General features: G+C 67.2%; 26 protein-coding genes and 1 riboswitch. Of the genes, 8 read left to right on the top strand and 18 right to left on the bottom strand.

Going from position 1 to position 25,590, the window contains the following annotated elements:
• Nucleotides 1-10: 10 nt before the first annotated feature.
• The 5 genes from R5H32_RS15840 to R5H32_RS15820 all read right to left on the bottom strand — a co-directional run bounded on the left by R5H32_RS15840 (nt 11) and on the right by R5H32_RS15820 (nt 4,198).
• A complete protein-coding gene (locus R5H32_RS15840) occupies nt 11-373 on the bottom strand; it encodes a LapA family protein (RefSeq protein WP_318339661.1) in 363 nt (120 codons plus the stop codon).
• Between the two features lie 9 nt (nt 374-382).
• Nucleotides 383-664, bottom strand: coding sequence for an integration host factor subunit beta (gene ihfB / locus R5H32_RS15835; protein WP_318339660.1), 282 nt, complete (start codon nt 662-664; stop codon nt 383-385).
• 325 nt (nt 665-989) lie between these two features.
• Nucleotides 990-2,669 carry a 30S ribosomal protein S1 gene (rpsA, locus tag R5H32_RS15830; protein WP_318339659.1) on the bottom strand — a complete coding sequence of 560 codons (1,680 nt, stop codon included), beginning with the start codon at nt 2,667-2,669 and terminating at the stop codon, nt 990-992.
• A 213-nt stretch (nt 2,670-2,882) separates the two neighbouring features.
• The gene (locus tag R5H32_RS15825) at nt 2,883-3,497 is read right to left on the bottom strand and encodes a hypothetical protein (protein ID WP_318339658.1); all 615 of its coding nucleotides are present in this window, start codon (nt 3,495-3,497) and stop codon (nt 2,883-2,885) included.
• A gap of 92 nt (nt 3,498-3,589) precedes the next feature.
• Nucleotides 3,590-4,198 carry a d(CMP) kinase gene (locus tag R5H32_RS15820; protein ID WP_318339657.1) on the bottom strand — a complete coding sequence of 203 codons (609 nt, stop codon included), beginning with the start codon at nt 4,196-4,198 and terminating at the stop codon, nt 3,590-3,592.
• 107 nt (nt 4,199-4,305) lie between these two features.
• Between R5H32_RS15820 and R5H32_RS15815 the strand changes: the two genes are divergently transcribed.
• Complete coding sequence (locus R5H32_RS15815; protein ID WP_318339656.1) at nt 4,306-5,715, top strand: hypothetical protein; 1,410 nt, start codon at nt 4,306-4,308, stop codon at nt 5,713-5,715.
• A gap of 14 nt (nt 5,716-5,729) precedes the next feature.
• Here R5H32_RS15815 and aroA read toward each other — a convergent pair whose 3' ends face one another.
• The 9 genes from aroA to miaB all read right to left on the bottom strand — a co-directional run bounded on the left by aroA (nt 5,730) and on the right by miaB (nt 15,310).
• Complete coding sequence (gene aroA / locus R5H32_RS15810; protein ID WP_318339655.1) at nt 5,730-7,079, bottom strand: 3-phosphoshikimate 1-carboxyvinyltransferase; 1,350 nt, start codon at nt 7,077-7,079, stop codon at nt 5,730-5,732.
• Between the two features lie 107 nt (nt 7,080-7,186).
• A complete protein-coding gene (gene trmB, locus R5H32_RS15805) occupies nt 7,187-7,888 on the bottom strand; it encodes a tRNA (guanine(46)-N(7))-methyltransferase TrmB (protein WP_318339654.1) in 702 nt (233 codons plus the stop codon).
• A 68-nt stretch (nt 7,889-7,956) separates the two neighbouring features.
• Nucleotides 7,957-8,421 (bottom strand): preQ(1) synthase, encoded by a 465-nt coding sequence (queF, locus tag R5H32_RS15800; protein ID WP_318339653.1) that lies wholly within the window; start codon nt 8,419-8,421, stop codon nt 7,957-7,959.
• A 175-nt stretch (nt 8,422-8,596) separates the two neighbouring features.
• Complete coding sequence (gene metK, locus R5H32_RS15795; protein ID WP_318339652.1) at nt 8,597-9,763, bottom strand: methionine adenosyltransferase; 1,167 nt, start codon at nt 9,761-9,763, stop codon at nt 8,597-8,599.
• Nucleotides 9,764-9,768: 5 nt separating this feature from the next.
• Nucleotides 9,769-9,818, bottom strand: a riboswitch (SAM-SAH riboswitch).
• Between the two features lie 33 nt (nt 9,819-9,851).
• The gene (gene lnt / locus R5H32_RS15790; protein ID WP_318339651.1) at nt 9,852-11,378 is read right to left on the bottom strand and encodes an apolipoprotein N-acyltransferase; all 1,527 of its coding nucleotides are present in this window, start codon (nt 11,376-11,378) and stop codon (nt 9,852-9,854) included.
• 5 nt (nt 11,379-11,383) lie between these two features.
• The gene (locus R5H32_RS15785; protein ID WP_318339650.1) at nt 11,384-12,271 is read right to left on the bottom strand and encodes a hemolysin family protein; all 888 of its coding nucleotides are present in this window, start codon (nt 12,269-12,271) and stop codon (nt 11,384-11,386) included.
• Nucleotides 12,272-12,309: 38 nt separating this feature from the next.
• On the bottom strand, nt 12,310-12,816 hold the full coding sequence (ybeY, locus tag R5H32_RS15780) for an rRNA maturation RNase YbeY (RefSeq protein WP_318339736.1): 507 nt from the start codon (nt 12,814-12,816) through the stop codon (nt 12,310-12,312).
• Complete coding sequence (locus R5H32_RS15775) at nt 12,800-13,819, bottom strand: PhoH family protein (protein WP_318339649.1); 1,020 nt, start codon at nt 13,817-13,819, stop codon at nt 12,800-12,802. The genes ybeY and R5H32_RS15775 overlap by 17 nt, the downstream gene beginning before the upstream one ends.
• Nucleotides 13,820-13,987: 168 nt before the next feature.
• Nucleotides 13,988-15,310, bottom strand: a complete 1,323-nt coding sequence (gene miaB, locus R5H32_RS15770; protein ID WP_318339648.1) for a tRNA (N6-isopentenyl adenosine(37)-C2)-methylthiotransferase MiaB — start codon at nt 15,308-15,310, stop codon at nt 13,988-13,990.
• A 127-nt stretch (nt 15,311-15,437) separates the two neighbouring features.
• Between miaB and R5H32_RS15765 the strand changes: the two genes are divergently transcribed.
• Nucleotides 15,438-16,307, top strand: coding sequence for a hypothetical protein (locus R5H32_RS15765; RefSeq protein WP_318339647.1), 870 nt, complete (start codon nt 15,438-15,440; stop codon nt 16,305-16,307).
• Between the two features lie 60 nt (nt 16,308-16,367).
• Here R5H32_RS15765 and irrA read toward each other — a convergent pair whose 3' ends face one another.
• Complete coding sequence (gene irrA, locus R5H32_RS15760; RefSeq protein WP_318339646.1) at nt 16,368-16,784, bottom strand: iron response transcriptional regulator IrrA; 417 nt, start codon at nt 16,782-16,784, stop codon at nt 16,368-16,370.
• Between the two features lie 169 nt (nt 16,785-16,953).
• Between irrA and fabA the strand changes: the two genes are divergently transcribed.
• Nucleotides 16,954-17,463 carry a bifunctional 3-hydroxydecanoyl-ACP dehydratase/trans-2-decenoyl-ACP isomerase gene (gene fabA / locus R5H32_RS15755; RefSeq protein ID WP_318339645.1) on the top strand — a complete coding sequence of 170 codons (510 nt, stop codon included), beginning with the start codon at nt 16,954-16,956 and terminating at the stop codon, nt 17,461-17,463.
• Nucleotides 17,464-17,538: 75 nt separating this feature from the next.
• Here the strand turns inward: fabA and adh are convergent, their stop codons facing one another.
• Together adh and R5H32_RS15745 are read right to left on the bottom strand one after the other, a co-directional pair.
• On the bottom strand, nt 17,539-19,059 hold the full coding sequence (adh, locus tag R5H32_RS15750; RefSeq protein WP_318339644.1) for an aldehyde dehydrogenase: 1,521 nt from the start codon (nt 19,057-19,059) through the stop codon (nt 17,539-17,541).
• A gap of 129 nt (nt 19,060-19,188) precedes the next feature.
• Nucleotides 19,189-20,142 carry a helix-turn-helix domain-containing protein gene (locus R5H32_RS15745; RefSeq protein ID WP_318339643.1) on the bottom strand — a complete coding sequence of 318 codons (954 nt, stop codon included), beginning with the start codon at nt 20,140-20,142 and terminating at the stop codon, nt 19,189-19,191.
• Nucleotides 20,143-20,297: 155 nt separating this feature from the next.
• Here R5H32_RS15745 and fabB point away from each other — a divergent pair, with 155 nt between their 5' ends.
• Both fabB and R5H32_RS15735 read left to right on the top strand, forming a co-directional pair.
• A complete protein-coding gene (fabB, locus tag R5H32_RS15740; protein ID WP_318339642.1) occupies nt 20,298-21,527 on the top strand; it encodes a beta-ketoacyl-ACP synthase I in 1,230 nt (409 codons plus the stop codon).
• 6 nt (nt 21,528-21,533) lie between these two features.
• Entirely contained in the window at nt 21,534-22,322 is a 789-nt protein-coding gene (locus tag R5H32_RS15735; RefSeq protein WP_318339641.1) for an enoyl-ACP reductase, read from the top strand.
• A 15-nt stretch (nt 22,323-22,337) separates the two neighbouring features.
• Here the strand turns inward: R5H32_RS15735 and R5H32_RS15730 are convergent, their stop codons facing one another.
• Nucleotides 22,338-22,919 (bottom strand): hypothetical protein, encoded by a 582-nt coding sequence (locus R5H32_RS15730; RefSeq protein ID WP_318339640.1) that lies wholly within the window; start codon nt 22,917-22,919, stop codon nt 22,338-22,340.
• 179 nt (nt 22,920-23,098) lie between these two features.
• Between R5H32_RS15730 and R5H32_RS15725 the strand changes: the two genes are divergently transcribed.
• From R5H32_RS15725 to R5H32_RS15715, 3 genes are read left to right on the top strand one after another with little or no spacing between them, the layout of a single operon-like run.
• Nucleotides 23,099-23,782 (top strand): haloacid dehalogenase type II, encoded by a 684-nt coding sequence (locus R5H32_RS15725; RefSeq protein WP_318339639.1) that lies wholly within the window; start codon nt 23,099-23,101, stop codon nt 23,780-23,782.
• Nucleotides 23,779-24,606 (top strand): alpha/beta hydrolase, encoded by an 828-nt coding sequence (locus tag R5H32_RS15720; RefSeq protein ID WP_318339638.1) that lies wholly within the window; start codon nt 23,779-23,781, stop codon nt 24,604-24,606. The genes R5H32_RS15725 and R5H32_RS15720 overlap by 4 nt, the downstream gene beginning before the upstream one ends.
• Nucleotides 24,603-25,580, top strand: coding sequence for a threonine/serine dehydratase (locus tag R5H32_RS15715; RefSeq protein WP_318339637.1), 978 nt, complete (start codon nt 24,603-24,605; stop codon nt 25,578-25,580). Before R5H32_RS15720 ends, R5H32_RS15715 begins: the two co-directional genes overlap by 4 nt.
• The last annotated feature ends 10 nt before the right edge of the window (nt 25,581-25,590 follow it).

Genomic DNA, 25,590 nt, shown 5'->3' with positions numbered 1-25,590 from the left:
GGGCTCGCGCTCAGCGCGCCGCGCCCTTGCCTTCCAGAATGGCCAGCACGTCGTCCTCGGGCTCGGGCTTCTCGGCCTTGAGCCGGGACACCTCGCGCTCCAGCCTACCGGCTTCACGCTTGTGCTGGCTCGCGGCGGCGCGGTGCTTGGCCTCGCGGAACCATTCCCAGACGAAGCCGATGCCGAGCCCGGCGACGATTCCGGCGAAGATCACGAGGAACAGCGGCAACTCCGCCGACCAGCCGAAGCCGAGATAGGCGTCGAATTCCTGCGGCAAGAGCCGCAGGGTCACCGTGTCACGATTGGCCGAGGCGACCGCCACGAGGGCGATGGCCAGAAGGGCAAGAAATATCAGGCGGAACATGCGCAGCATGCGCGATCCTTATCCCCCGTTTAGCCGGTCCCGCAAGAGCTTTCCGGTCTTGAAGAAGGGTACATGCTTCTCCTCGACGTCGACCGACTCGCCGGTACGGGGGTTGCGACCGATACGGGCGTCGCGCTTCTTCACCGAAAACGCGCCGAAACCGCGCAGTTCGACCCGGTCGCCACGGGCAAGCGCCTCGATGATCTCCTCGAAGATCGTGTTCACGATCCTCTCGACGTCACGCTGGAAGAGATGCGGATTCTCCTCGGAAATCTTCTGGATCAGTTCAGACCGGATCATACGGAACCCCCCTTCGCGTACCGGCTTGGTCGCCAGCCGCAGTTTTCTTCGCCCGAAACTATAGGCGGAAAGCGCGGCTCGACAAACAGGAAAGCCTTTGGAAAAGCAGCATTTCCGCCCGCTCGGCAAGATTTGAACAACCGTGGCGCGTGAAGGCGAAGCCACAGCCCGGTCACCGGCGGGGCGGGACGCCGAATAACGACGGGCGCGGGGAGGTCGCGCGCGCCGTGATTCGCTCGACAGGGCCGTGCGCCTGTCGTCCGGCGCAAACGAAAAGGCCCCGCGGTACTCGCGGGGCCTTTCCCAAACGTCGCAGAAGCGATGCTTACTTGTTGCCCTTCAGCGCGGCGCCGAGGATGTCGCCGAGCGAGGCGCCCGAGTCGGACGAGCCGTACTGTTCCACGGCTTCCTTCTCTTCGGCGATCTCGCGCGCCTTGATCGACAGGCCGAGGCGGCGGGTCTTCGAGTCCACGTTGGTCACGCGGGCGTCGACATGGTCGCCGACCTGGAAGCGCTCGGGGCGCTGGTCGGCGCGGTCGCGGGCGAGGTCCGAACGGCGGATGAAGGACTTCATGCCGTTGTACTCGACCTCGATGCCGCCATCCTCGATCGCGGTGACCGTGGTGGTGATGACCGAGCCGCGCTTCACGCCGTCAACCGCATCCGAGAACGTGTCGGCGTCGAGCGCCTTGATCGAGAGCGAGATGCGCTCCTTTTCCACGTCCACTTCGGTGACCGCGGCCTTGACCACGTCGCCCTTGCGGTAGTTCTGGATCGCATCCTCGCCACGCTGTTCCCAGCTGAGGTCGGAGAGGTGAACCATGCCGTCGATGTCGTTCTCGAGACCGATGAACAGACCGAATTCGGTGATGTTCTTGACTTCGCCCTCGATGACGGTGTTGACCGGATGGGTTTCCGAGAAGACTTCCCACGGGTTGCGCATCGTCTGCTTGAGGCCGAGCGAGACGCGACGCTTCGCGGTGTCGATCTCGAGCACCATGACGTCGACTTCCTGAGAGGTCGAGACGATCTTGCCCGGATGGACGTTCTTCTTGGTCCAGGACATCTCGGAAACGTGGACGAGGCCCTCGACGCCGGCTTCCAGTTCCACGAACGCACCGTAATCGGTGATGTTCGTGACGCGGCCCTTGTGGACCGAACCGATCGGGAACTTCGCTTCCACGGTATCCCACGGATCGGACAGAAGCTGCTTCATGCCGAGCGAGATGCGGTGGGTTTCCTTGTTGATCTTGATCACCTGGACCTTGACGGTCTCGCCGATGTTCAGGATCTCGTTCGGGTGGTTAACGCGGCGCCACGCCATGTCGGTGACATGGAGCAGGCCGTCCACGCCGCCGAGGTCAACGAACGCACCGTATTCGGTGATGTTCTTGACAACGCCGTCGACGGTCTGGCCTTCCGACAGGGCACCGATGACCTCGGCGCGCTGCTCGGCGCGGGACTCTTCGAGGATCGCGCGGCGCGAGACGACGATGTTGCCGCGGCGGCGGTCCATCTTGAGGATCTGGAACGGCTGCTTCATGCCCATGAGCGGGCCGGCATCGCGCACCGGACGGACGTCGACCTGCGAGCCGGGCAGGAACGCAACGGCGCCGCCGAGATCGACGGTGAAGCCGCCCTTGACGCGGCCGAAGATCGCGCCATCGACGCGCTGTTCGTCGGCATAGGCCTTCTCGAGACGGTCCCAGGCCTCTTCGCGGCGGGCCTTCTCGCGGCTGATGACAGCCTCGCCCCGGACGTTCTCGACGCGGTCGAGGTAGACCTCGACCTCATCGCCGACGGCGATTTCGGCCGACTCGCCGGGGTTGGCGAATTCCTTGAGATCGATCCGGCCTTCCATCTTGTAGCCGACATCGATGATGGCCTGGCCCGCTTCGATCGCGATGACCTTGCCTTTGACAACGGTCCCTTCCTCGGGCGTGTCGATCTCGAAGCTTTCCTTGAGGAGGGCTTCGAATTCCTCCATCGTCGCTTTAGCGCACATGCGTGTTCAGTTCCTTTTCATGTGTTTCTGGCCATGCGGTTGGCTCCGCCGGTCTTTGGTTGGCGTCATAGGCGCCGAACAAACGATAAGGGCCGCGGATTTCTCCCGACCCTGCCCGTATGCTCGTCTTTGGCTTCCACCGCCTTTTTGACTGGAGCCGCTATAGAGAGTTCCGGGGTACGAGGCAAGAGCCGCGCGCCCGTTTGGCCCCGATCAGCGGCAGAACCGGGCGACGACGTCGTAGCGCGGCACCGGAGGGGGCAGGTCTTGCGGCAGGACCGGGCGCAAGCTCGCGCCGTCGGGCTCGAAACGCGGCACTGGCCGTTTTGGTGGAAACCAAAAGAGGCTCTCGGGATCGAGCCGCAGCGACTGGCAGAGCGCCCAGTCCTCGCGCCCGGCCAGAGCCGGGGACGCGTGGGTGCCGCCACGCAGATCCACGATGTGACCCGACTTGCGGCCGAGCCCCTTGACCTCGAAGCTCAGGGGATCGCGCAGGATCAAGCTCCCCGCCTCCGGGCCGTCGCCGAAAAGCTGCGCCTCGCCCAGCCAGTCGCTGCCGTAAGAGATGTGAAGCGCGTAGCGTCCGGGCGGCACCAGAACCCGGAAGAACTCGCCGCCGCGCAAATAGGCGGCAAGCCGGTTCGTCCCGGTTTCAACCTCCACGAGGAGAAGGAAATAGTCTTTCCCGGGCAGCGTCTTGACCTGAAGCGGAAAGATCGCCGGCAGGTCACCCTGACGCCATAGGAGGCCGGTTTCCGGGCGCTCCTCCGCAGGCAGCGCCGCAGCGGACACCGCGAGGGCGAGCAGCGCCGCCCCTATGATGCGCATTGATAGCCTGGCTTTTCGCATGGACGTATCGGTTTCTACGAAGGGGTACCGCGTCCGATATGGGGTCCGACCCCGCCAGCGCAAAGGCGCGGTCAGGCGAGCTTCGCCTCGACCTCGGCCAATGCACGGGCGACCGCGACCTCGATCGTCATTTCCGTGGTATCGAGCACCACCGCGTCCTTGGCCGGGCGCATCGGCGCCGCCTCGCGCTCGGCATCGCGGCGGTCGCGGGCCTTGAGGTCGGCGAGCACCTCGTCCTCGGTGATCGGGTCGCCCTTCGCACTGAGTTCCAGCCAGCGCCGGCGCGCGCGCACCGCGTCCGAGGCGATGACGTAGAGCTTCACCTCCGCGTCCGGGCAGATCACGGTGCCGATGTCACGGCCGTCGAGCACCGCGCCGCCGTCGCGACGCGCGAAGCTCCGCTGGAAGGCGACGAGCGCCGCGCGCACTTCCGGGATCGCCGCGACCCGGCTCGCGGCCTGACCGGCCCCGGCCGACCGCAGGTCGTCGCGCTGCAGATCTTCCGGCACGAGATCGCGCGCCGCCGCCACCGGATCGCCCTCCGGCCCCGCCTTGGCCCCCACGGCACGATAAAGCAGCCCGGTGTCGAGATGGGCAAAGCCGAAATGCGCCGCCACGGCACGGCCAATCGTGCCCTTGCCCGACGCCGCAGGCCCGTCGATGGCCACCGTGAATCTCATTGCGCCCCCCGCGTTTTCCTCCCTCTAAGCCGCCCCCCGGCCAAGGTCAAACCTTGACCGCCGTCCGCTCTCGGTTTCTATTCGCGCCATGGTTGCAGGGTGCTTTGATGAAGATCGTCCTTTTCAATCCCCCGCATACGGCGATCGGCTCGCGCGTTCCCGGAGAACAGCTTCCACCGCTCGGCCACCTCGCCATCGTTGCCCTGCTTCTATCCGCCGTCCCGGCTCAGGCCGACCCGACCTGCCTTTCCGCCCCCACTCAAGATTGCGTTTTCCAGATGGCGCTGGATCAGTCGCTCGCCACGCCAAAGGCCGGGGCCGCAGCCACGGGCCTAATCGTGACCGCCATGTTCCAGGAAACTTCGGGTCGCGACGACTGGGCTGCCACGCTGGACTTGCTTTGGCCCTCGGTCACCGCCCGCGCGGCCGACCCGCGGCAGGCCCGGACAGATCTGGGTTTCGCGCTGTTTGGACTGGGCATTAGCCAGGAGTTCTCCGGCATGCCCGAGCCCGGCCGCGCGCCGAAAACAATATCCGCCCTGCGCGAAATGGTCGCCGATATCTATGACCGCAAGGCCGATCCGGAAAAGGAGGCCGATTTCAGGCTCTACCAGCTTGGCCTTGGCAATGACGTGTCCGGTATCGAAGCCGAGATCGCGGCGGCACGCTGGCATGACCGCAAGGACTTCACCCTCAACGCTGCAAGGGGCCTGATCGCCATCGGCCAGATCGATGCCGCCTTCGGTCTGCTACGGCTGGTGCCTGACCGCGATATCGCCACCCGAATTGGCCAGGCATCCCTTGCCCATGTCCTGCAAACCGAGGGTCTGGATGCAGCGCTGGCTCTTGTGCGGCGCTTTGCCGACCGCACCGACCGGGCAGAAGCTCTGGCCAAGGTCGCGCTCAAGATGGCCGAAGCGGGCCGTCTGTCCGACGCACTCGCCATCGCAGATGAGCCGTTGTTGCGCGGACGGCATTGGAAGAAATTCTGGGTTCTCGAAATTCTTGCCGAGGTTTACGCCCGCGGCGGCGACAGAGACCGTGCGCTGGCCTACTTGCGGCAGTTTGAAGCGGTCAACAGAGGAATCGCCAGAGGCGACAGAATCCGCATCATCGCCGCTTCCGTCGCGTTGGATTTCGACGCGGCCCGGATAGGTCTCGCGCATTTGACGGAACGCTTGTGGCAGGAAGAAGCCGTGTCCGACTCTGTCGAGGCCCCGTATTTTTCCAGTCAGCCGAAGGTCGAGGCCTTCTTGGCCCTTCTTCCGCCCGATTACCTGCCGAAGGCCCTTGGTGCGTTGGGCCGGGCGCAGGTCAGGGCCGGCGATGTGCCCGGTGTCCTTGCCACCCTGAAGCAACTTGAGGGCCTGCCCGACACCGAAATCGCCTTGCGCGATCTGAGGGCAGACCTCGCGCGTTTCCTGGTGCGCGACGGGCGTGTGACGGAGGCCGTTGCCATGGCCGAGGCATCAGGTCACTCTTGGTCGACGGCTTACGTCGCCTCAAGGATGAAATAAGGGGCCGGCAAAGATCACGCGCCCGCCCGCACGATCTCGGCGCCAAGGCCGGCCATCAGCCCCTCGAAGACCGGGAACGAGGTCGCGATCGGCGAGCCGTCATCCACGCTCACGGGCTTCTGCGCCGCGAGCCCGAGCACCAGGAAGGACATCGCGATCCGGTGGTCGATATGGGTCTTCGCGGTGGCGCCGCCCGGCACCCCGCCCGGCCCCATGCCGTGGACGATGAGCACGTCCTCCTCCTCCTCGACCCGCACGCCGCAGGCCTCCAAGCCCCGCGCCATCGCGTCGATCCGGTCACTCTCCTTCACCCGCAACTCCTTGACGCCGCGCATCACCGTCGTGCCCTCGGCACAGGCGGCAACGACCGAGAGGATCGGGTATTCGTCGATCATGCTCGCGGCACGGGCCTCCGGCACCTCGATGCCCTTCAGCGCCGAGAACCGCACCCGCAGGTCGGCGACCGGCTCGCCGCCTTCCTCGCGCGGGTTCTCGAAGGCGATGTCGGCGCCCATCTCCACGAGCGTGGTGTAAAGCCCGTAGCGGGTCGGGTTCTGGCTGACCCCCGGCACCCGGATGTCGGAGCCCTCGACGATCAGCGCCGCGCAGACCGGGAAGGCCGCCGAGGAGGGATCGCGCGGCACCGCGACACTCTGCGGCTTCAGCTCCGGCTGGCCGGTCAGCGTGATGACCCGGCCCTCGTCGGTATCCTCGACCGTGATCTCGGCGCCGAAGCCCCTGAGCATCCGCTCGGAATGGTCCCGCGTCGGCTCCTTCTCGATCACAACGGTCTGGCCCGGCGCGTTCAGCCCGGCGAGCAGCACGGCGGACTTCACCTGCGCCGAGGGCATCGGCACGGTGTAGCGCACCGGCACCGGCTCGGCCGCGCCGACGATCGTCATCGGCAGCCGCCCGCCCTGGCGGCCATAGGCGCGCGCGCCGAAAAGCGCCAGGGGATCGGTGACCCGCCCCATCGGCCGCTTGCGCAGGGAGGCGTCGCCGGTGAAGGTCGCTGTGATCGGCGAGGTCGCCATGCAGCCCATGATGAGCCGCACCCCGGTGCCGGAATTGCCGCAGTCGATCACCGCGGCGGGCTCGGCGAAGCCGCCGACGCCGACACCCCGGACCGACCATTCGCCGGGCGCGAGCTGCGTCACCTCGGCCCCGAAGGCGCGCATCGCCTTGGCGGTATCGAGCACGTCCTGCCCCTCGAGGAGCCCGGTCACGCGGGTCTCGCCCACCGCCATCGCGCCGAGGATGAGCGCGCGGTGCGAGATCGACTTGTCGCCCGGCACATCGGCCACGCCCTTCAGCGGCCCGGACTTGCGGGCGGTCATCGGTATCGGTTCGCCGTGGCCGGACATGCTCTCTCCCTCGCGAAAATCGCTCCGCTGATAGCGCAAGCCCCGAGGCCGGTCCATGCCCCCGGGCATCATCATTGCGAAAATACCCCCGCCGGAGACGCCTCTGCTCAGAGCCTGCGGAAGGTCACGTAATGCGGCACCCGGCCCTCCCGTAGCGCCTTCTGCTCGTAGCGGGTCGAGATCCAGTCCTCCCAGGGCGTCGCGACCGAGGCGACAAGCGCGAACCCGGCCTTCGGCACTTCGGTCAGTGTCTGGCGCACATAGTCCGGGATGTCGGTCGCGACCCGGAACTCCGCCCCCGGCCGCAGCACCCGCGCGAGCGGCAGGAGATGCTCGGCGGTGACGAAGCGGCGGCGGTGATGGCGGCGCTTCGGCCAGGGATCGGGATAGTTGAGGAAGGCCTTCGCGACCGAGGCCGCGGGCAGCACCTCCATCAGGTCGCGCGCATCGCCGGGATGGACCGCGAGGTTGGTGACGCCGGCCGCGCGGATCTTGCCCAGAAGCATCGCGACGCCGTTGATGAAGGGCTCGGCCCCGATGATCCCGACCTCCGGATAGCGCGCGGCCATGTGCACCAGATGCTCGCCGCCGCCGAACCCGACCTCGAGCCAGACCGAGCGGTCGTCGCCGAAAAGTGCGGCGGGCTCGATCGGCAGCCGCTCGGGGTTCTCCTCGCGCGTCACGCCCTCGGGGCGCAAAGTGTCGAGATCCTCGCTGAGATAGGTCTTCTGGCTGGACCGGAGCGTCTTGCCCCGGATCCGGCCGTAGAAATTGCGCCATTCGGGCGGGGTCTGGGTCTCGTCGCTCATGGATGCGGGCCTACGCCTTCTTTACTCCGCCGGTCAAGGCCGCGCGGGGCCGCCCTGACGGGTCTTGCTCAGCCCCGGCCACGATAGGTCGGAACACCCTGATCCGGGATCCAGACCCCCTCGGGTGCCGCACCCGTCTGCCAGAAGACGTCGATCGGGATGCCGCCGCGCGGATACCAGTAGGCGCCGATTCTGAGCCATTCGGGATCGAGAAGCTCCACCAGGCGCTTGGCGATATGAATCGAGCAATCCTCGTGGAAGGCGCCGTGGTTGCGGAACGAATGCAGGAAGAGCTTGAGGCTCTTGCTTTCCACCAGCCAGTCGCGCGGAATGTAGTCGATCACGATATGGGCGAAGTCGGGCTGACCGGTCATCGGGCAGAGCGAGGTGAACTCGGGCGCGGTGAAGCGCACGACATATCGGGTGCCGGCATGGCCGGCCGGCACCTTTTCCAGCACCGCCGCCTCGGGCGAGGCGGGAAGCTCGGTCGCGGCCCCAAGCTGGGTCAGGCCGGAGACATCGGTCTTGGGCATGGCATTCCCCCGTGAAAGTGACGCCCCGCCCTGTCAGAACCGCCCCCCGAGGTCAAGACCCCGCCCCAAAGGACGACGGGCGACCCCTAAGGCCGCCCGCTGTTTCTTCATTGCGAAAATACCCTGCGGGGGTCCGGGGGTGCAAAACCCCCGGCGCCTGCCGCCCGCGCGAAGGTCAGACGGCCTTCTTCAGCGCCTCGACGAGATCGGTCTTCTCCCAGGAGAAGCCGCCGTCAGCCTCCGGCGCGCGACCGAAATGGCCATAGGCCGCCGTGCGCTGGTAGATCGGCTTGTTGAGATCGAGATGCTGGCGGATGCCGCGCGGGGTGAGGTCCATGACCTTCGCCACAGCCGCCTCGACCGCGGCCTCCTCGACCGCGCCGGTGCCGTGGGTGTCGACATAGATCGACAGGGGCTTGGCGACGCCGATCGCGTAGGAAAGCTGCAACGTACAGCGCCGGGCGAGACCGGCCGCGACGACGTTCTTGGCGAGATAGCGCGCGGCATAGGCGGCCGAACGGTCGACCTTGGTCGGATCCTTGCCCGAGAAAGCGCCGCCGCCATGGGGGGCCGCGCCGCCATAGGTGTCGACGATGATCTTGCGCCCGGTGAGGCCGGCGTCGCCGTCCGGCCCGCCGATCACGAAGGTGCCGGTCGGGTTGACCCACCATTCGGTCTTCTCGGTCAGCCAGCCCGCGGGCAGCACCTCGCGGATATAGGGCTCGACGATGGCGCGGATGTCGTCCGAGGTCTGGCTCTCGTCTGCATGCTGGGTCGACAGCACCAGCGAGGTGACCTCGACCGGCACGCCGCCCTCGTAGCGCAGCGAGAGCTGCGACTTGGCGTCGGGGCGCAGGCTCGGCTCGGCGCCGGACTTGCGGGCCTCTGCGAGGCGGCGCAGGATCGCGTGGGCATACTGGATCGGCGCCGGCATCAGTTCCGGCGTCTCGTCTACCGCGTAGCCGAACATGATGCCCTGGTCGCCGGCGCCGTCACGGTCCACGCCTTGCGCGATATGGGCCGACTGCTCGTGCAGGAAGTTCAGCACATGGCAGGTGTTCCAGTGGAACTTGTCCTGCTCGTAGCCGATGTCGCGGATGCAGTCTCGGGCGATCTGGCCGATACGGCCCATGTAGTTCTTGAGCCGCTCCTGGTCGGAGAGACCGACTTCCCCGCCGACCACGACCATGCCGGAGGTGGCGAAGGTCTCGCAGGCGACGCGGGCGTTCGGCTCTTCAGTCAGGAAAGCGTCGAGAACGGCGTCGGAAATCCGGTCGCAGACCTTGTCCGGATGGCCCTCCGACACACTCTCGGAGGTAAAGATATAGTTCTGACGGGACATGAAAGTGCTCCATTGGGGTTATCCCCGCCACGCCAGGAAGCCGTTGTGACGGTTCGAGAGAAATCCCTAGCCGTGCGCGCGGGCGCGGTCAATCCGATACTCGCCGCCGAGTTGCGGCGAGCGCCAGGAGACCGATCCCGATCAGGAACGCCGCCGGCAGATCGCCGGTCCGCGCATAGGGTGTCGGCGCCAGCGCCGCCGGCACCTCGGCGTCGAGCACGCCCTCGGTATTGAGTGGCAGGCTGTCCAGCACCCGGCCCTTTGCGTCGATCACCGCGGTCACCCCGGTATTGGCGGCGCGCAGCAGCGGCAGGCCCTGCTCGACCGCGCGGAGGCGTCCTTGCGCGAAATGCTGGTAGGGGCCGGCGACATTGCCGAACCAGGCGTCGTTGGTGACCTGCAGCACCCAGTCGGCCCGTTCCGGCGCCGCGCGCAGATCCTGCGGAAAGACCGCCTCGTAGCAGATCAGGGGCAGCACCTTGCCGGCCCGGCCAAGGTCGAGCACCTGCGCCCCGGGCCCGGGCGAGTAGCCATTGCCCTCGCGCGCGGCGAAGGCCGAAATGCCGAATTCGGCCATCACGTCGCCATAGGGGATGTATTCGCCGAACGGCACGAGGTGCCACTTGTCATAGACCGCGTGGACCTCGCCGCTGCCGTCGGCGGCGGCAAGGCTGTTGAAGTAGCGCATCCCCTCGACGCGCTGGATGCCGACCGCCGCCGGCACGCCGCCGGAGGCCTCCGCGATCTGCGAAAAGAGCCCGCCGGCATCCTCGAGAAGGAACGGCACCGCGGTTTCCGGCCAGACCACGAGGTCGAGCGGCGCCGCCGCCGGTGCGGCGGTCTGGGCCATCTGCCGGTCGAGGAAGATCCGCCACATGTCGCCACGCCACTTCAGCGCCTGCGCGGCATTAGGCTGGATCAGGCGGACCCGGATCGGCGAATCGCGCTGCGGCTCGGGCGCGGCGAGGCGGACGGTGCCACCGGCCCAGACCGCGCCGATGGCGAGCGCCGCGAGCGCGGCGAGGCCCGCACGGGCCGCGGGCCGGCGGCCGAGCATCGGCAGCGCGGCGGCGAATGTGGCGAGCGCGCTCAGGCCGACCGGGCCGACGAAAGCCGCGGCCTGCATGACCGGCGTGCCGATCCAGACATGGCCGACGAGCGCCCAGGGAAATCCGGTGAAGACGTAGCCGCGCAACAGGTCGGTCGCGACGAGGCCGAGCGCGAAGCCCGCCGCACGGGTCGCCGGACCGCGCCCGAGCGCCGCGACGCCGCCCGCGAGCGCCCAGAAGAGCGCCATGCCGAAGGCCATGAACACAAGCGCGAAGGGCGCCATCCAGGCGTCGCGCGCGGCGTCGACCTGGAACGGCTCGACGATCCAGAAGAGGCCCGCAGCGAAGTAGCCCGCCCCACCGATCCAGCCAAGCCAGACCAACCGCGGCCCGCGCACCTCCGCGGCAATCAGCGCGGTGAGAGCCCCGAGCGCGGGCAGCGCGATCCACCACAGGTCCCACGGCGCCTGGCCCGTGGCGACGCCCGCACCGAGCGCGGCCGCGAGGGCGAGGCGACGGATCGCGGGGCGGGCCGCGCGCCCGGTCTGGCGGCCGGTCTGGGTCATCATCGTCAGGGCTTGGCCTGCGGCAACCGGACGCGCAGCCGCTTGATGCGGCGGGGATCGGCGTCGATCACTTCGAACTCGGCACCGCTGGCATGCGGGACCACCTCGCCGCGTGCCGGCACCCGGCCCGCGAGCATGAAGACGAGGCCGCCGAGCGTGTCGAACTCGTCCTCATCGTCCTCCTCGGCAAGCTTCATGCCGATCGCCGCCTCGAAATCCTGAAGCGGCGCGCGGGACTGGACGATGTACTGGCCCGGCTTTTCCTCGGTCCAGAGTCCATCCTCGGAGGTGTCGTGCTCGTCCTCGATCTCGCCGATCACGGTCTCGATCAGGTCCTCGATCGTCACCAGCCCGTCGACGCCGCCATATTCGTCGATCACCAGCGCCATGTGGATGCGTTCGGACTGCATCTTCTGGAGGAGAATCCCGATCGGCATCGAGGGCGGCGCGTAGAGCAGCGGGCGCAGCATCTTTCTCAGGTTGAAACGTGGCTTCGGATCGGTGAAGCCCTGGTCGAGCGCGAGATCCTTGAGGTGAACGAGCCCGAGCGGGCTGTCGAGCGTGCCCTTGAAGACCGGCAGCCGCGAGAAGCCCGATTCGCGGAAATTGCCAACGAGATCGTCGAGAGACGCCGAAACCGGCACCGCGACGATCTCTGCCTTGGGGATGGCGACGTCCTCGACGCGCATCCGGCGCAAGTTGCCAAGACCGGGCAGTCGTGGGCTCGCGGCGGCGCGGGATGCCTGCTCGCGCGGCTCTTCGTCCGCGTTGGCGTCGGTCTCGGAGGGAGAGAAGGCATCAATGATCCGGCCGAAGAAGCCGCGTTGCCCGCTACTGTCGGAGGGGTCGGGCGCGTCCTGCGCCACGGTAGACCCATCTAAGCTGTCGCTCATCGTTCCTTTCCAGTTTACCCGGCCGAGCCGCGGCCGGTTCAGTCATATGGGTTCGCGATGCCCATTTTTGCAAGGATTCGGATTTCAGTCGACTCCATCAACTCCGCATCGCCGTCGCGGACGTGATCGTAGCCGAGCAGATGCAAGAGCCCGTGGATCAGGAGATGGGTCACATGATCGGCCATCGGCTTGTCCTGTTCGGCCGCCTCGCGCTCGCAGGTCTCCCAGGCGATGGCGATGTCGCCGAGTTCCTCGGCCATCCCTTCCGGGCCTGGCTCGGGCGCGTCCGGAAGGCCGCCATCCTCCTCGGCCGCGCGTTCCTCAGCGGGCCAGGACAGCACGTTCGTCGGCGTGGGCTTGCCGCGGAAATCGGCGTTGAGCTCGGCGATACGGGCGTCGTCGCAGCCCATGAGGCTGATCTCGAAACCCGCCTCCGGCAGTCCGAGTTCCGCGAGGCTCGCGCGGGCCACGCGCTCCGCCAGCCCGGCGAGCCCGAGGGCATGCCAGCGCGAATCCTCGATCAATGTGTCAACCAGCGGCTCCATCGTCGCGGTCATAGGCCTCGATGATGCGCGCGACAAGCGCGTGTCGCACCACGTCCTTCGCGGTGAAGTAGTTGAAGCTCACCCCCTCGACCCCTGCGAGGATGCGTTCGGCGTCGGTCAGACCCGAGGCCGTGCCGCGCGGCAGGTCGATCTGGGTGCGGTCGCCGGTGATCACCATGCGGCTGCCCTCGCCAAGCCGGGTGAGGAACATCTTCATCTGCATGGTGGTGGCGTTCTGCGCCTCGTCGAGCACCACGAAGGCGTTCGACAGCGTCCGGCCGCGCATGAAGGCGAGAGGCGCGATCTCGATCCGCTTCTCCTCCATCAGCTTGATGACCTGCTTGGCCGGAAGGAAGTCGTTCAGCGCGTCGTAGAGCGGCTGCATGTAGGGATCGACCTTCTCCTTCATGTCGCCGGGCAGGAAGCCCAATCGCTCGCCCGCCTCGACGGCAGGGCGCGAGAGGATGATCCGGTCGACATGGCCGCCGATCAGCATGGTGACGCCGACGGCGACGGCGAGATAGGTCTTGCCGGTGCCCGCAGGGCCGATGCCAAAAGCCATCTCGTGCGAGAAGAGGTTCTTCACATAGGCCTTCTGTGCCTCGGTCCGGGGTTCGATCTGCTTCTTGCGGGTGCGGATCTCGAACTTGCCGCCTGCGAACATCTCGAGCTGTTCGTCGAGGCTCGCCGGCATCGCCGCCGCGCCCTCGCCCATCCGGATCACCGCGTCGATCTCGCCCGCGTCGATCGGGCGGCCGGTCTCGAGCTTTCCGTAGAGCGTCTGGAGAACCGCAGCGGCAAGGCCGCGCGCCTGGGCGCTTCCCACGACCGCGATCTGGTTTCCGCGGCGCAGGATGTGGACCCCCAACTGATGCTCGATCTGTGCCAGATTGCGGTCAAACTCACCGCACAGGTCGATCAGGAGCCGATTGTCGGAAAATTCCAGAAGGGTTTCGTGCAGGTCTTCCGGACGCGGCGGCGGGGTCAAGGCGCTGATGCCCAAGCAAGTCTCCTTTGACTGGAGGTCCTCTACAAATGGTGCCTCTGGTTCTCCATTAACGCAAGTATTGACGTCGAATATGTGTCCGAGTGTGACAGATTCGATGTCACATCGTGAATCAGCCGTTTTTTTGCCGCGTTTTCCGGCGCGCCCGCAGCGGGCGTGCGCCGGTCAGCGCGCCGCCATCTCGCCCGCGAGAGAATTCGGGGCGGAGGCGGTGATTCTCACCCGCCGGATCTCTCCCGGCGCGGCGTCGGTCCTGACGTGCACGGCGTGGAGATAGTCCGACTTGCCGACCATCTGGCCCTTCAGCCGTCCGGGCTTCTCGAAGAGCACCGAGACCTCGCGCCCGACCATCGCCTCCTGCGCCGCGCGCTGCTGCCCGGTGAGCAGCGCCTGAAGCGTCTGGAGCCGGGCATCGGCGATCTCGGCCGAGACGGGGGCCTTTTCCGCCGCCGGCGTGCCGGGGCGGGCGGAATACTTGAACGAATAGGCCATGCCGTAGTTGACGGCACGGATCAGCGCCATCGTTGCCTCGAAGTCTTCATCCGTCTCGCCGGGAAAGCCGACGATGAAGTCGCCCGACATCATCATGTCGGGCCGTGCCGCGCGGATCTTCTCGATCAGCCGCAGATAGTCCTCCGCCGTGTGCTTGCGCGCCATCGCCTTGAGGATGCGGTCCGATCCCGACTGCACCGGCAGGTGCAGGTAGGGCATGAGCTTCGGCTCCTCGCCATGCGCGGCGATGAGATCGTCCTCCATATCGTTCGGATGCGAGGTCGTGTAGCGGATCCGCTCCAGCCCATCGACCTTCGCGAGTTCCCGCACCAGCCGGGCTAGCGACCAGTCGCCGTCAGGTCCGGCCCCGTGATAGGCGTTGACGTTCTGGCCGAGGAGCGTGATCTCGCGGACGCCCTTTTCAACGAGCCCGCGCGCCTCCTTCATGATCCGCTCGGCGGGGCGGGAAACCTCGGAGCCGCGGGTATAGGGAACGACGCAGAAGGCGCAGAACTTGTCGCAGCCTTCCTGCACGGTGAGGAACGCCGTCGGCCGCACCGCCGCCTTCGGCCGGTCGGGCAGGTGGTCGAACTTGTCCTCTTCGGGGAAGTCGGTGTCGACGGTCTTCTTGCCGGCGTCCGCGGCCTTCGCCATCGCCGGCAGTCGGTGGTAGCTCTGCGGGCCGACGACGAGATCGACGAGCGGCATCCGTTTCAGGATCTCCTCGCCCTCGGCCTGGGCGACGCAGCCCGCGACGCCGATCTTCAGATCGGGCTTGGCGAGCTTCAGCGGACGCAGGCGCCCGAGGTCGGAATAGACCTTCTCGGCGGCCTTCTCACGGATGTGGCAGGTGTTGAGAAGCACCATGTCAGCCTCTTCGGCCACCTCGGTCGTGACATAGCCCTCGGCACCCATGGCCTCGGCCATGCGCTCGCTGTCATAGACGTTCATCTGACAGCCGTAGGTCTTGATGTAGAGCTTCTTCGGCGCGGACATGGCGGACTTCCTGCGGGGTCGGCGGTTCCTATCGCAAACCGCGTCCGCCCGCAATCGCCGGGGCGGCTTGCATTCGCCGCGGCCTTGCCCGAATCTGCGCCCGCTTCGATGCCGGACGGGACCGCCCATGATCTTCACCTCGCTCAACGACCTCCTTTCCAGGGGCCGCCCGCTTCTCGAACGCGGGCCGGTGGCGCTGATCTTCGCCGAGGACGCGGTGGAGATCGCCTCGACCGTCGATCATCATGTGAAGGCGGGTTTTGCCGGGATCGTGGTGTTCCTGTCCGCCGACATCGAGATACCGGCCGAGGCCGAAGAGGCGGCGCACTGGGTGCGCCACGAGCGCCGCGCCGGCGAGGGGATCGCGCCGGTCGTAAACGCGATCATCGCCGCCGCGCCGCCGACCGTCTGGTTCTACTACTGCTACAATGCCGAATACCTGTTCTTCCCGTTCTGCGAGCACCGCTCGGTCCGCGAATTGCTGGCCTTCCATGCCGAGGAGCGTCGCGACGCGATGCTGTGCTACGTCGTCGACCTATATGCGCCCGATCTCGGCCGGTTCCCCGACGCGGTCAGCCGCGAGGAGGCGATGCTCGACCAGTCGGGCTATTACGCGCTTTCGCGGTATGACGCGGAGGCGGGAAAGCCCAAGGAGCGTCAGCTCGACTTCTTCGGCGGCCTGCGCTGGCGCTTCGAGCAGCACGTCCCATGGGACCGGCGCAAGATCGACCGGATCGCGTTGTTCCGTGCGCAGCCGGGGCTGCGGCTGCGCGATGACCACACCTTCAATCTCGAAGAATGCAACACCTATGCCTGCGAATGGCACAACAACCTGACCGCGGTGATCGCCTCGTTCAGGACTGCCAAGGCGCTGAAGACCAATCCCGCCTCGGCGGCGCAGATCGACACCTTCACCTGGCACAATTCGGCCCGGTTCGAATGGCATTCGCAGCAGTTGATGGATCTTGGGCTGATGGAGCCCGGCCAGTGGTTCTGACCTCGGGTCGAGCCGGCCTTTCCGACGATGGATTCTGCGCCGGAGGCGGGATCCGGCCAGTCAGGACTTCCTGAGTCGGATCACCACGTCGACCCGTGACAGTTCCGCGCCCTCCGGCAGATCCGGAAGCCGCGCGATCCTGAGATCTTCCGCCGGCGCGTCGACGAGCCGACCCTCCTCCTCCCAGAAGAAGTGCGGATGATCGTCGAGCCTCGTGTCGAAATAGCTGCGCGAGCCGTCGACAGAGATTTCGTTGATCAGACCGGCCTCGCAGAAGGCGCGGAGCGTGTTGTAAACGGTGGCCAGCGAAACGGGCTCGCCGGCCGCGCTCGCGGCGGCATGCAGGCTCTCGGCGGTGACGTGACGGTCCTTGCCGTCGCCCACGAGCAGCGTCGCCAAGGACAGCCGCTGCCGCGTCGGCCTCAGCCCCGCCCGCGCCAGCCAGCGGGTTCCGCGTTTAGCAGCCAGTGTCTCCATCGCAACCGTCCGGGTCCAATCGTCCTCGCGAAAGGATATATAGGCCGCGGGAGCCACGCTTTTCAATCGGTTTCGCCGTGCCGGGGCGGGCGGGCCAGCGCCCTTGCCCTGAGCCCGAACCGGGTGATAGAGGGGGCTGATACGAAATTGCCAGACGGGGACAGGCAGCATGGGCGGATATCCGACGAGCTTCGACAAGGACGAGCTGCTCAAATGCGCACGCGGCGAACTCTTCGGACCGGGCAACGCCCAGCTTCCCGAGCCGCCGATGCTGATGATGGACCGGATCACCGAAATCTCGGGTGATGGCGGCGAGCATGGCAAGGGTCATGTCGTGGCCGAGTTCGACATCCATCCCGACCTTTGGTTCTTCTCCTGCCATTTCCCCGGCAACCCGATCATGCCGGGCTGCCTCGGGCTCGACGGGCTCTGGCAGCTGACCGGCTTCAATCTCGGCTGGCGCGGCTGGGAGGGGCGCGGCTACGCGCTGGGCGTGGGCGAGGTGAAGCTCACCGGCATGGTGCGGCCCGACCGCAAGCTGATCCGCTACTTCGTCGACTTCACCAAGGCCGTGCAGACCCGGCGCCTGACGATGGGCGTGGCCGACGGCCGCGTCGAAGCGGATGGCGAGACGATCTATCTCGTAAAGGACATGAAGGTCGCGCTCAGCGCGTCCTGAATCGATATAGAACAGTCAGGCGCAATGAGGCGGCGGACCGGTGCGGTCCGCCGCCGTTCCTTTTTGCCCGCTCGCTCAGAAGAAGCCGAGCTTGTTCGGGTTGTAGCTGACCAGGATGTTCTTGGTCTGCTGGTAATGGTCGAGCATCATCTTGTGCGTCTCTCGCCCGATGCCGGACTGCTTGTAGCCGCCGAAGGCCGCATGCGCGGGGTAGGCGTGGTAGTTGTTCACCCAGACCCTGCCGGCTTCGATGGCGCGGCCGAAGCGGTAGGCGCGCGTCCCGTCGCGGGTCCAGACGCCGGCACCCAGACCGTACATCGTGTCATTGGCGATCTGCAGCGCCTCCTCTTCGGTCTTGAAGGTGGTGACCGAGACGACAGGGCCGAAGATCTCCTCCTGGAAGACCCGCATCTTGTTGTGGCCTCTTAGAATGGTCGGCTGGATGTAGAAACCGCCCGACAGATCCCCGTTGAAGCGGGCCGCGTCGCCTCCGACCAGAACCTCGGCGCCTTCCTCGCGGCCGATCGTGAGATACGACAGGATTTTGTCCTGCTGCTCCTGGCTCGCCTGGGCGCCGACCATGGTCGACATGTCGCGAGGATCGCCCTGCTTGATGGCCTTCACTCGCGCAATGGCGCGTTCGATGAATGCCTCGTAGATGTCTTCCTGGATCAGGGCGCGCGACGGGCAGGTGCAAACCTCGCCCTGATTGAAGGCGAAAAGCACGAAGCCTTCGACCGCCTTGTCGAGGAACGCATCATCCTCGGTCATCACGTCCGAGAAGAAGACGTTCGGAGATTTCCCGCCAAGCTCCAGGGTGACCGGTATCAGGTTCTCGGTTGCGGCCTTCATGATGATCCGGCCGGTTTCGGTCGAGCCGGTGAAGGCGATCTTGGCGATGCGGGAACTCGTGGCGAGCGGCGCGCCCACCTCGGGTCCCATCCCGTTCACGACGTTCAGCACGCCCGCCGGCAGAAGATCCGCGATCAGTTCCGCGAGCACCATGATGGCCGCCGGGGTCTGCTCCGCCGGCTTCAGCACGATGCAATTGCCCGCGGCAAGGGCAGGCGCCAGTTTCCATGCCGCCATCAGGATCGAGAAGTTCCACGGGATGATCTGGCCGACCACGCCCAGCGGTTCGTGAAAATGGTAGGCGACGGTGTCGGCATCGATCTCCGACATGGTGCCTTCCTGGCCGCGCAACACGCCGGCAAAGTAGCGGAAGTGGTCGATCGACAGCGGGATGTCCGCCGCGGTGGTCTCGCGGATGGGCTTGCCGTTGTCCCACGTCTCCGCCTGCGCCAAGAGGTCGAGGTTCGCTTCCATGCGGTCGGCAATCTTCAGAAGGATGTTCGACCGTTCCGCCGCCGACGTTCTGCCCCAGGCCTCCTTGGCCGCATGGGCCGCGTCCAGCGCCAGCTCGACATCGGCCGCACCGGAACGCGCGACCTCGCACACGACCGCCCCGGTGATCGGGGTTATGTTGTCGAAATAGCTTCCACCGACCGGCGCGACGAAGCTGCCGCCAATGAAATTGTCGTAGCGCGTCTTGAAGGGCGAGCTGTATTCGCCCTCGATCTGGGTCAATTCGTTCATGATGCTCCTCCTGCATTCCGGGTCCTCCACCCGGATGCCAAGACCATCGTTTGCAGGCCGGCGCGCGTCAGCCCGGGAGACCGATTCTGCCAGATACGGTTGTCTCAGTTCTGAGACAGGTCGGGAGCGCTACTCGCCGATGCCCAGACGTTTCATGCGCCGGTAGAGCGTCGCGCGGCCGATCCCGAGACCCCGGGCCGCCTTCGAAATGTTGCCATCCGCCCGTGCCAGGGCACGAATCACCGCCGCGCGCTCGGCCTTTTCAAAGCCTGCTGGTCCGTCGCCGCGACCGAGAACGTCCGAGGCCGGCCGCATTTTCAGCGCGCCGTTCGGCTCAAGTCCGAAGGTCCGCCGCGCGCCCCGCGTGGCGCCGACGATCAGGTCGTCGCCGTCCACAGCCAGAAGCACCGAACCATCGTTGCCGTCGCAGTCCGCAACCACGATCCGTGCGTCGGGAAAGCTGGCGCGGAAGAAATCGGCTTCGATGGCCTGCGCCGCCTGCGCAACCATCGCGCCGATGAGCCGGTTATAGGCCTCGGTGTGATCGACGCGGGCCGACGAGACGTCCAGCGCAGCCAAGAGGGCGCCGTCAGGGCCGAAGATCGGGGCGTCAAGGCAACTCATCCCGATGTTCCGCACGAAGAAATGCTCGTCGCGGTGAATGGTGACGCGCCGCTTTTCCGCAAGGCACGTGCCGATGCCGTTCGTGCCTTCGCTGGCTTCGCTCCAGTCCGAGCCGATGCCCAAGCCCCAGTGGTCAAAGGCGGTTGCGTCCGCGTCGGACACGCGCCGGTCAAGGACCAGGCCGGCCTCGTCGGTCAGGAACACGCCACATCCCGATAGGCCTACCAGTCCGAAGAGATGGTCGAGCCGCGGCGTGGCAACGCGCATGAAGCGCTCCACCTGCTCGCGGCGGCATTCAATATCCGCCTGGCCCAGTCGCTCAGACACGCGGTTATCGGACGGATCGAGCCCGTGCCGCTTCGCGGACCGCCGCCATGAAGCCGCCAGCGGAGAATGCGCGGCCGCCGAGGATGAGTTGACGGTCGTGATTACCCTGTCGACATGAAGCTTGCTCTGCACGACCGGCTCCTCCCTGTGGCGATGCTAAGCACGGGCACACCATATCGCAACAGCGCAGCAATGCTGCTCTGCCAGCAAAACAAGACGCTGCTAACTGCTTGCCCCTTCCCCCCCGGGTGCCCTAGACAGGCACAAAGCAGAGTTATGGAGGCTTCATGCGCCGCGTCGTCATCACCGGGATCGGGATCGTCTCGCCCATCGGCAACAATGCCGCCGAGGTGGAAGCGTCCCTGCGCGCCGGCAAGTCGGGCATCGTCTTCGCCCCGGAATACGCCGAGCACGGTTTCCGCAGCCAGGTTCACGGGCTGCCGAAGATCGTGCTCGAGGACCATATCGACAAGCGCAACCTGCGCTTCATGGGGCCGGGAGCCGCCTACAACTTCCTCGCCATGGAACAGGCGATCGCCGACAGCGGGCTTGAGGAAAGCGACGTCTCGAACGAGCGCACCGGCCTTGTCATGGGTTCGGGCGGACCGTCCACCTCGAACTTCTTCGAGGCGCACCGGATCGTCATCGAGAAGGGCGCGCCGAAGCGGATGGGGCCGTTCATGGTCACCCGCTGCATGTCGTCCACGAACTCGGCCTGCCTCGCCACGCCGTTCAAGATCAAGGGCGTGAACTACTCGATCACCTCGGCCTGCTCGACCTCGGCGCATTGCATCGGCAATGGCACCGAGCTGATCCAGATGGGCAAGCAGGACATAGTCTTCGCCGGCGGCGGCGAGGAGCTTGACTGGACGCTGTCGTGTCTCTTCGACGCGATGGGCGCGATGTCGTCGAAGTACAACGACGCGCCGGAAACCGCCTCGCGCACCTATGACGCGACCCGCGACGGCTTCGTCATCGCCGGCGGCGGCGGGGTCGTGGTGCTGGAGGAACTCAGCCACGCGCTCGCCCGCGGCGCGAAGATCTACGGCGAGGTCACCGGCTACGGCGCGACGTCGGACGGCTACGACATGGTGGCGCCTTCGGGAGAGGGCGGCGAACGCTCGATGCGGGTGGCGCTCTCGACGCTGCCCGAGGGGCGCAAGATCGACTACATCAACTCGCACGGCACCTCGACGCCGGTCGGCGACGTGACCGAGATGGAGGCGATCCGGCGCGTGTTCGGCAAGGGCTCGACCCCGCCCACGGCCTCGACCAAGTCGCTCACCGGCCATTCGCTCGGAGCCACCGGCGTGCATGAGGCGATCTATTCGCTCCTGATGATGAACGGTGACTTCATCGCCGCCTCGGCCAACGTCACGACGCTCGATCCGGCGCTCGACCCGGCCGAGATCGTGACCGAGCTGCGCGAGGGCGTGAAGCTCGACAGCGTCCTGTCAAACAGCTTCGGCTTCGGCGGCACCAACGCAACGCTCGTGATGAGCAAGTATCTCGGGTGATGTGACATGGCCGGACTGATGCAGGGCAAGCGCGGGCTCGTCATGGGTGTCGCGAACGAGCGGTCGATCGCCTGGGGCATCGCCTCGGCGCTCGCCGCCGAAGGCGCGGAACTGGCCTTTTCCTACCAGGGCGAGGCTTTCGGCAAGCGGGTGGAGCCGCTCGCCGCCTCGGTGGGCTCGGACTTCCTCGTCGATGTCGATGTGACGAACGACGACAGTCTCGCCGCCTGCTTCGCCGCGCTGAAGGACCGCTGGGGGACGATGGACTTCCTCGTCCACGCCATCGCCTTCTCCGACAAGAACGAGCTGACGGGCCGGTTCATCAACACCAGCCGGGCGAACTTCAAGCAGTCGCTCGACATCTCCTGCTTCTCGTTCATCGACGTGTCGCGCCGCGCGGCGGAGCTGATGCCCGAGGGCGGCAGCCTCGTCACGCTGACCTACGGCGGGTCGAACCGGGTGACGCCGAACTACAACGTGATGGGCGTGGCCAAGGCCGCGCTGGAAAGCGCCACGCGCTACCTCGCCAACGATCTCGGGCCGCAGAAGATCCGTGTCAACGCGATCTCGCCTGGGCCGATGAAGACGTTGGCCGGGGCCGCGATCGGCGGCGCGCGGGCCACCTTCCGCCATACCGAGGCCAATGCGCCGTTGCGCGCCAACGCGACGCTCGAGGCGATCGGCGGCACGGCGGTCTATCTCCTGTCGGACTACGGCGCCTGCACCACCGGCGAAATCGTGCGGGTCGACGGCGGGTTCCACATCCTCGGCATGCCGCAGCAGGACAATCTCTGATCCGGCACGGCCGGGCTACTTTCGCAGCGCCTTCCGCAGCCGGGCCGACTGGCTGCCGAAGGCGTCCGCGTCGCCGTAATCGACGAAGTCGGGATAGTGCTCGTGCGGCCCGTCCAGCCGCCGCGCATGCTTGATCGGGCACCAGTATCGCTCGGTCCGGGCGGCCACCTCGCGGATATAGGACACGAGACCGTTGCAGTAGCTGCAATAGAGGCAGTTCAGCTTCTGGAGCCCGTTGAGATAGGCCAGATGCCGGTGGTCGAAGGCCATGTGGTCGGCGCGGCGGACCTTCTGGATGCCGTAGACCGGAAAGCAGATCGCCTGGTAGAGGCTGACCCAGAGATCGATGAGCACGAACGGCAGGATCAGCGAATAGACGACCGGAGCCGAGAGGATGACTGCGGGGCGCGCGGCGCGCAGGAAATCACCCAGGCGCACGCGCGCGGCGCGGTGCCTTGCGCGGACGTCCTGCTCGAACACGACCTTGCCGCGTTCGTAGCGGTAGCGTAGATCGGCGCGGCGCTCGGCGAGGTCGCGTTCGATCTCGTCCTGCAGATCGGCCAGCGTGGCCTTCAGCTTTTCAAAGGCGGAAGCCATTTCCCGACCCTCCCGTCGCGGCTCGCTGCCCAGCTTGGCACCCGGACGTTCCGCGCGACGTGATCTGGGTCAACCCGCTCGCGGCGCGCCGTCCAGGGGCCGACGCCACGGAAGCTCCGCATTTGCGCCCTTGCTCCGGGCCGCATCGCGCGCCAGTCTGACGTGTGAAAGGAAGGGCCATGACAATCTCTGTCTGCATCTTCGATGCCTATGGCACGCTCTTCGACGTGAGTGCCGCCGCCCGCGTCGCTGCATCCGAGCCGGGGCGCGAGGCGCTGGCCGGGCTATGGCCCAGGCTCGCCGAGGACTGGCGGCGCAAGCAGCTCGAATACACCTGGCTCCGCGCGGTGATGGGGCGGCACACCGATTTCTGGACCGTGACGCAGGACGGGCTCGACTGGGCGCTGGAGGCGTCCGGTCTCGACGATCCGGATCTGCGCGAACGGCTACTGGCGCTTTACTGGGAGCTTGCCGCCTATCCCGAGGTGCCGGCGATGCTCGCCCGGCTGAAACAGGCCGGGCAGGGCGCCGCGATCCTCTCGAACGGCTCGCCCGAGATGCTCGCCGCCGCGGTGCGCTCGGCCGGGATCGGAGAGTTTCTCGACGGCACGCTCTCGGTCGAGAGCGTCGGCGTCTTCAAGCCCGATCCGAGGGTCTACCGGATGGTGACCGAGCGGTTCGCCTGCCGCCCGGACGAGGTGCTCTTCGCCTCCTCGAACGGCTGGGACGCGGCGGCGGCGGCGGCCTTCGGCTTCCGCACCGCCTGGGTCAACCGGGCCGGTGCGCCGGTGGACCGGCTGCCGGGGCGGCCCCATCACATCCTTACCGACCTCACCCCGATTCCGGATCTCGCCTCGACATGACCCTCCAGCATTTCACCGCTTCCGACGGCGCCCGGCTGGCCTACCGCGACGAGGGCGGCGGCCAGCCGGTCCTCTGCCTCGCCGGGCTGACGCGCGCCTCGACCGACTTCGACTTCCTCGCGCCGCACCTGCCCGACGTGCGGCTGATCCGTGCCGACTATCGCGGCCGGGGCGGCTCGGAATGGACCGGCGCCGCGACCTACACGATCGAGCGCGAGGCGAAGGACGCGCTCGAACTGCTCGACCATCTCGGGCTCGACCGCGTGGCGCTCATCGGCACCTCGCGCGGCGGGCTCATTGGCATGGTGCTCGGGGCCACGGCGCGCGACCGGCTCCGCGGCCTCTGCCTTGTCGACATCGGGCCCGCGATCGAACGAGGCGGGCTCGACAAGATCAAGGATTACGTCGGCCGCCACCCGGCCGCGAAGACGATGGACGATCTCGTGGCCCGGATGCCGCGCAACATGCCGGAGTTCGTGGACGTGCCGGAGCCGCGCTGGCGCGCCTTCGCCGAGCGGCTCTATGCCGAGGCGCCCGAGGGGCTGCACATCCGCTATGATCCCGAGCTGAGGACAAGTTTCCTCGCCGCCTTCGACGCGCCGCCTGCCGATCTCTGGCCGCTGTTCGACGCCCTGGCGGGCCTGCCGCTGGCACTGATCCGGGGCGCGAGCTCGGACCTCCTGTCCACTGGGACAGCAGCCGAAATGCGCCGGCGCCGGCCCGACATGGTCTTCGCCGATGTCCCGGACCGTGGCCACGTCCCCTTCCTCGACGAACCCGCGGCGCTAACCGCGATCCGCCACTGGCTGGAGAAGACCGCATGAACATCGAGATGATCGAGGCCGCCGCGGAACGGCTTGCGGGCGAGGCGGTGCGGACACCGCTCCTCAATTCGCCGTTTCTCGACGAGGTCGCCGGGCGGCGGGTCTTCGTCAAGGCGGAGTGCCTGCAGCAGACCGGCTCGTTCAAGTTCCGCGGCGGCTGGTCGGCGGTCTCGGCGCTGCCGCTGGACGAGCGTGCAAGGGGCGTGATCGCCTTTTCCTCGGGCAACCATGCGCAGGGCGTGGCGCTCGCCGCGCGGCGCCACGGCGCGCCCTGCGTGATCCTGATGCCCGCGGATGCGCCGCGGGTGAAGATCGACAACACCCGCGCCCTCGGCGCCGAGGTCGTGCTTTACGACCGCGCCACCGGCGACCGCGACGCGATCGGCGCGGCGCTCGCCGAGGCGCGCGGCCTGACGCTGATCAAGCCCTTCGACGAGCCGCTGGTGATCGCCGGACAGGGCACGACCGGGCTCGAGATCGCCGAACAGGCGGCCGAGGCCGGGATCGGCGCGGCCGACGTGCTGGTGCCCTGCGGCGGCGGCGGGCTGTCGTCGGGGATCGCGCTGGCGCTTCAGGCGAAGGCGCCGGGCCTCAGGGTGCGGACCGTGGAGCCTGATGGCTTCGACGACGTGAAACGCTCGCTCGAGGCGGGGTCGATCCAGCGCAACGAGCGCGGGTCGGGTTCGATCTGCGACGCGATCCTGACGCCCTCGCCGGGTCAACTCACCTTCCCGATCCTCGCCCGGCTCGCCGGGCCCGGCCTGTCGGTCAGCGACGAGGAGGCGCTGGCGGCGATGGTCGCAGCCTTCAGCCGGCTGCGCGTCGTGCTGGAACCGGGCGGGGCGGTGGCACTTGCCTCGGCGCTGTTCCATCCGGATGCGGTGGAGGGCGAGGCGGTGATCGTCGTGGCCTCGGGCGGCAATGTCGATCCGGCGGCGTTCCGGAATGCTCTCGGACGGTTCGGGAGCGCCTGACAGCAGCCGG

This window comes from Defluviimonas sp. D31, assembly GCF_033436765.1.
Lineage (GTDB): Bacteria > Pseudomonadota > Alphaproteobacteria > Rhodobacterales > Rhodobacteraceae > Albidovulum.
The sequence above is the reverse complement of the archived record's forward strand: the minus strand, read 5'-3'. Positions and strand labels throughout refer to the sequence as shown.

What these genes read in the sequence shown, in the direction of transcription:
- R5H32_RS15735 (WP_318339641.1), top strand. Translation starts at nt 21,534, where the DNA reads ATGGCCGGACTGATGCAGGGCAAGCGCGGGCTCGTCATGGGTGTCGCG.
- irrA (WP_318339646.1), bottom strand. Translation starts at nt 16,784, where the DNA reads ATGGAGACACTGGCTGCTAAACGCGGAACCCGCTGGCTGGCGCGGGCG.
- adh (WP_318339644.1), bottom strand. Translation starts at nt 19,059, where the DNA reads ATGAACGAATTGACCCAGATCGAGGGCGAATACAGCTCGCCCTTCAAG.
- lnt (WP_318339651.1), bottom strand. Translation starts at nt 11,378, where the DNA reads ATGACCCAGACCGGCCGCCAGACCGGGCGCGCGGCCCGCCCCGCGATC.
- R5H32_RS15820 (WP_318339657.1), bottom strand. Translation starts at nt 4,198, where the DNA reads ATGAGATTCACGGTGGCCATCGACGGGCCTGCGGCGTCGGGCAAGGGC.
- R5H32_RS15815 (WP_318339656.1), top strand. Translation starts at nt 4,306, where the DNA reads ATGAAGATCGTCCTTTTCAATCCCCCGCATACGGCGATCGGCTCGCGC.
- ybeY (WP_318339736.1), bottom strand. Translation starts at nt 12,816, where the DNA reads ATGGAGCCGCTGGTTGACACATTGATCGAGGATTCGCGCTGGCATGCC.
- rpsA (WP_318339659.1), bottom strand. Translation starts at nt 2,669, where the DNA reads ATGTGCGCTAAAGCGACGATGGAGGAATTCGAAGCCCTCCTCAAGGAA.
- aroA (WP_318339655.1), bottom strand. Translation starts at nt 7,079, where the DNA reads ATGTCCGGCCACGGCGAACCGATACCGATGACCGCCCGCAAGTCCGGG.
- R5H32_RS15730 (WP_318339640.1), bottom strand. Translation starts at nt 22,919, where the DNA reads ATGGCTTCCGCCTTTGAAAAGCTGAAGGCCACGCTGGCCGATCTGCAG.
- R5H32_RS15840 (WP_318339661.1), bottom strand. Translation starts at nt 373, where the DNA reads ATGCTGCGCATGTTCCGCCTGATATTTCTTGCCCTTCTGGCCATCGCC.
- R5H32_RS15785 (WP_318339650.1), bottom strand. Translation starts at nt 12,271, where the DNA reads ATGAGCGACAGCTTAGATGGGTCTACCGTGGCGCAGGACGCGCCCGAC.
- R5H32_RS15715 (WP_318339637.1), top strand. Translation starts at nt 24,603, where the DNA reads ATGAACATCGAGATGATCGAGGCCGCCGCGGAACGGCTTGCGGGCGAG.
- ihfB (WP_318339660.1), bottom strand. Translation starts at nt 664, where the DNA reads ATGATCCGGTCTGAACTGATCCAGAAGATTTCCGAGGAGAATCCGCAT.
- queF (WP_318339653.1), bottom strand. Translation starts at nt 8,421, where the DNA reads ATGCCCAAGACCGATGTCTCCGGCCTGACCCAGCTTGGGGCCGCGACC.
- fabA (WP_318339645.1), top strand. Translation starts at nt 16,954, where the DNA reads ATGGGCGGATATCCGACGAGCTTCGACAAGGACGAGCTGCTCAAATGC.
- R5H32_RS15765 (WP_318339647.1), top strand. Translation starts at nt 15,438, where the DNA reads ATGATCTTCACCTCGCTCAACGACCTCCTTTCCAGGGGCCGCCCGCTT.
- trmB (WP_318339654.1), bottom strand. Translation starts at nt 7,888, where the DNA reads ATGAGCGACGAGACCCAGACCCCGCCCGAATGGCGCAATTTCTACGGC.
- fabB (WP_318339642.1), top strand. Translation starts at nt 20,298, where the DNA reads ATGCGCCGCGTCGTCATCACCGGGATCGGGATCGTCTCGCCCATCGGC.
- R5H32_RS15725 (WP_318339639.1), top strand. Translation starts at nt 23,099, where the DNA reads ATGACAATCTCTGTCTGCATCTTCGATGCCTATGGCACGCTCTTCGAC.
- metK (WP_318339652.1), bottom strand. Translation starts at nt 9,763, where the DNA reads ATGTCCCGTCAGAACTATATCTTTACCTCCGAGAGTGTGTCGGAGGGC.
- R5H32_RS15720 (WP_318339638.1), top strand. Translation starts at nt 23,779, where the DNA reads ATGACCCTCCAGCATTTCACCGCTTCCGACGGCGCCCGGCTGGCCTAC.
- miaB (WP_318339648.1), bottom strand. Translation starts at nt 15,310, where the DNA reads ATGTCCGCGCCGAAGAAGCTCTACATCAAGACCTACGGCTGTCAGATG.
- R5H32_RS15825 (WP_318339658.1), bottom strand. Translation starts at nt 3,497, where the DNA reads ATGCGCATCATAGGGGCGGCGCTGCTCGCCCTCGCGGTGTCCGCTGCG.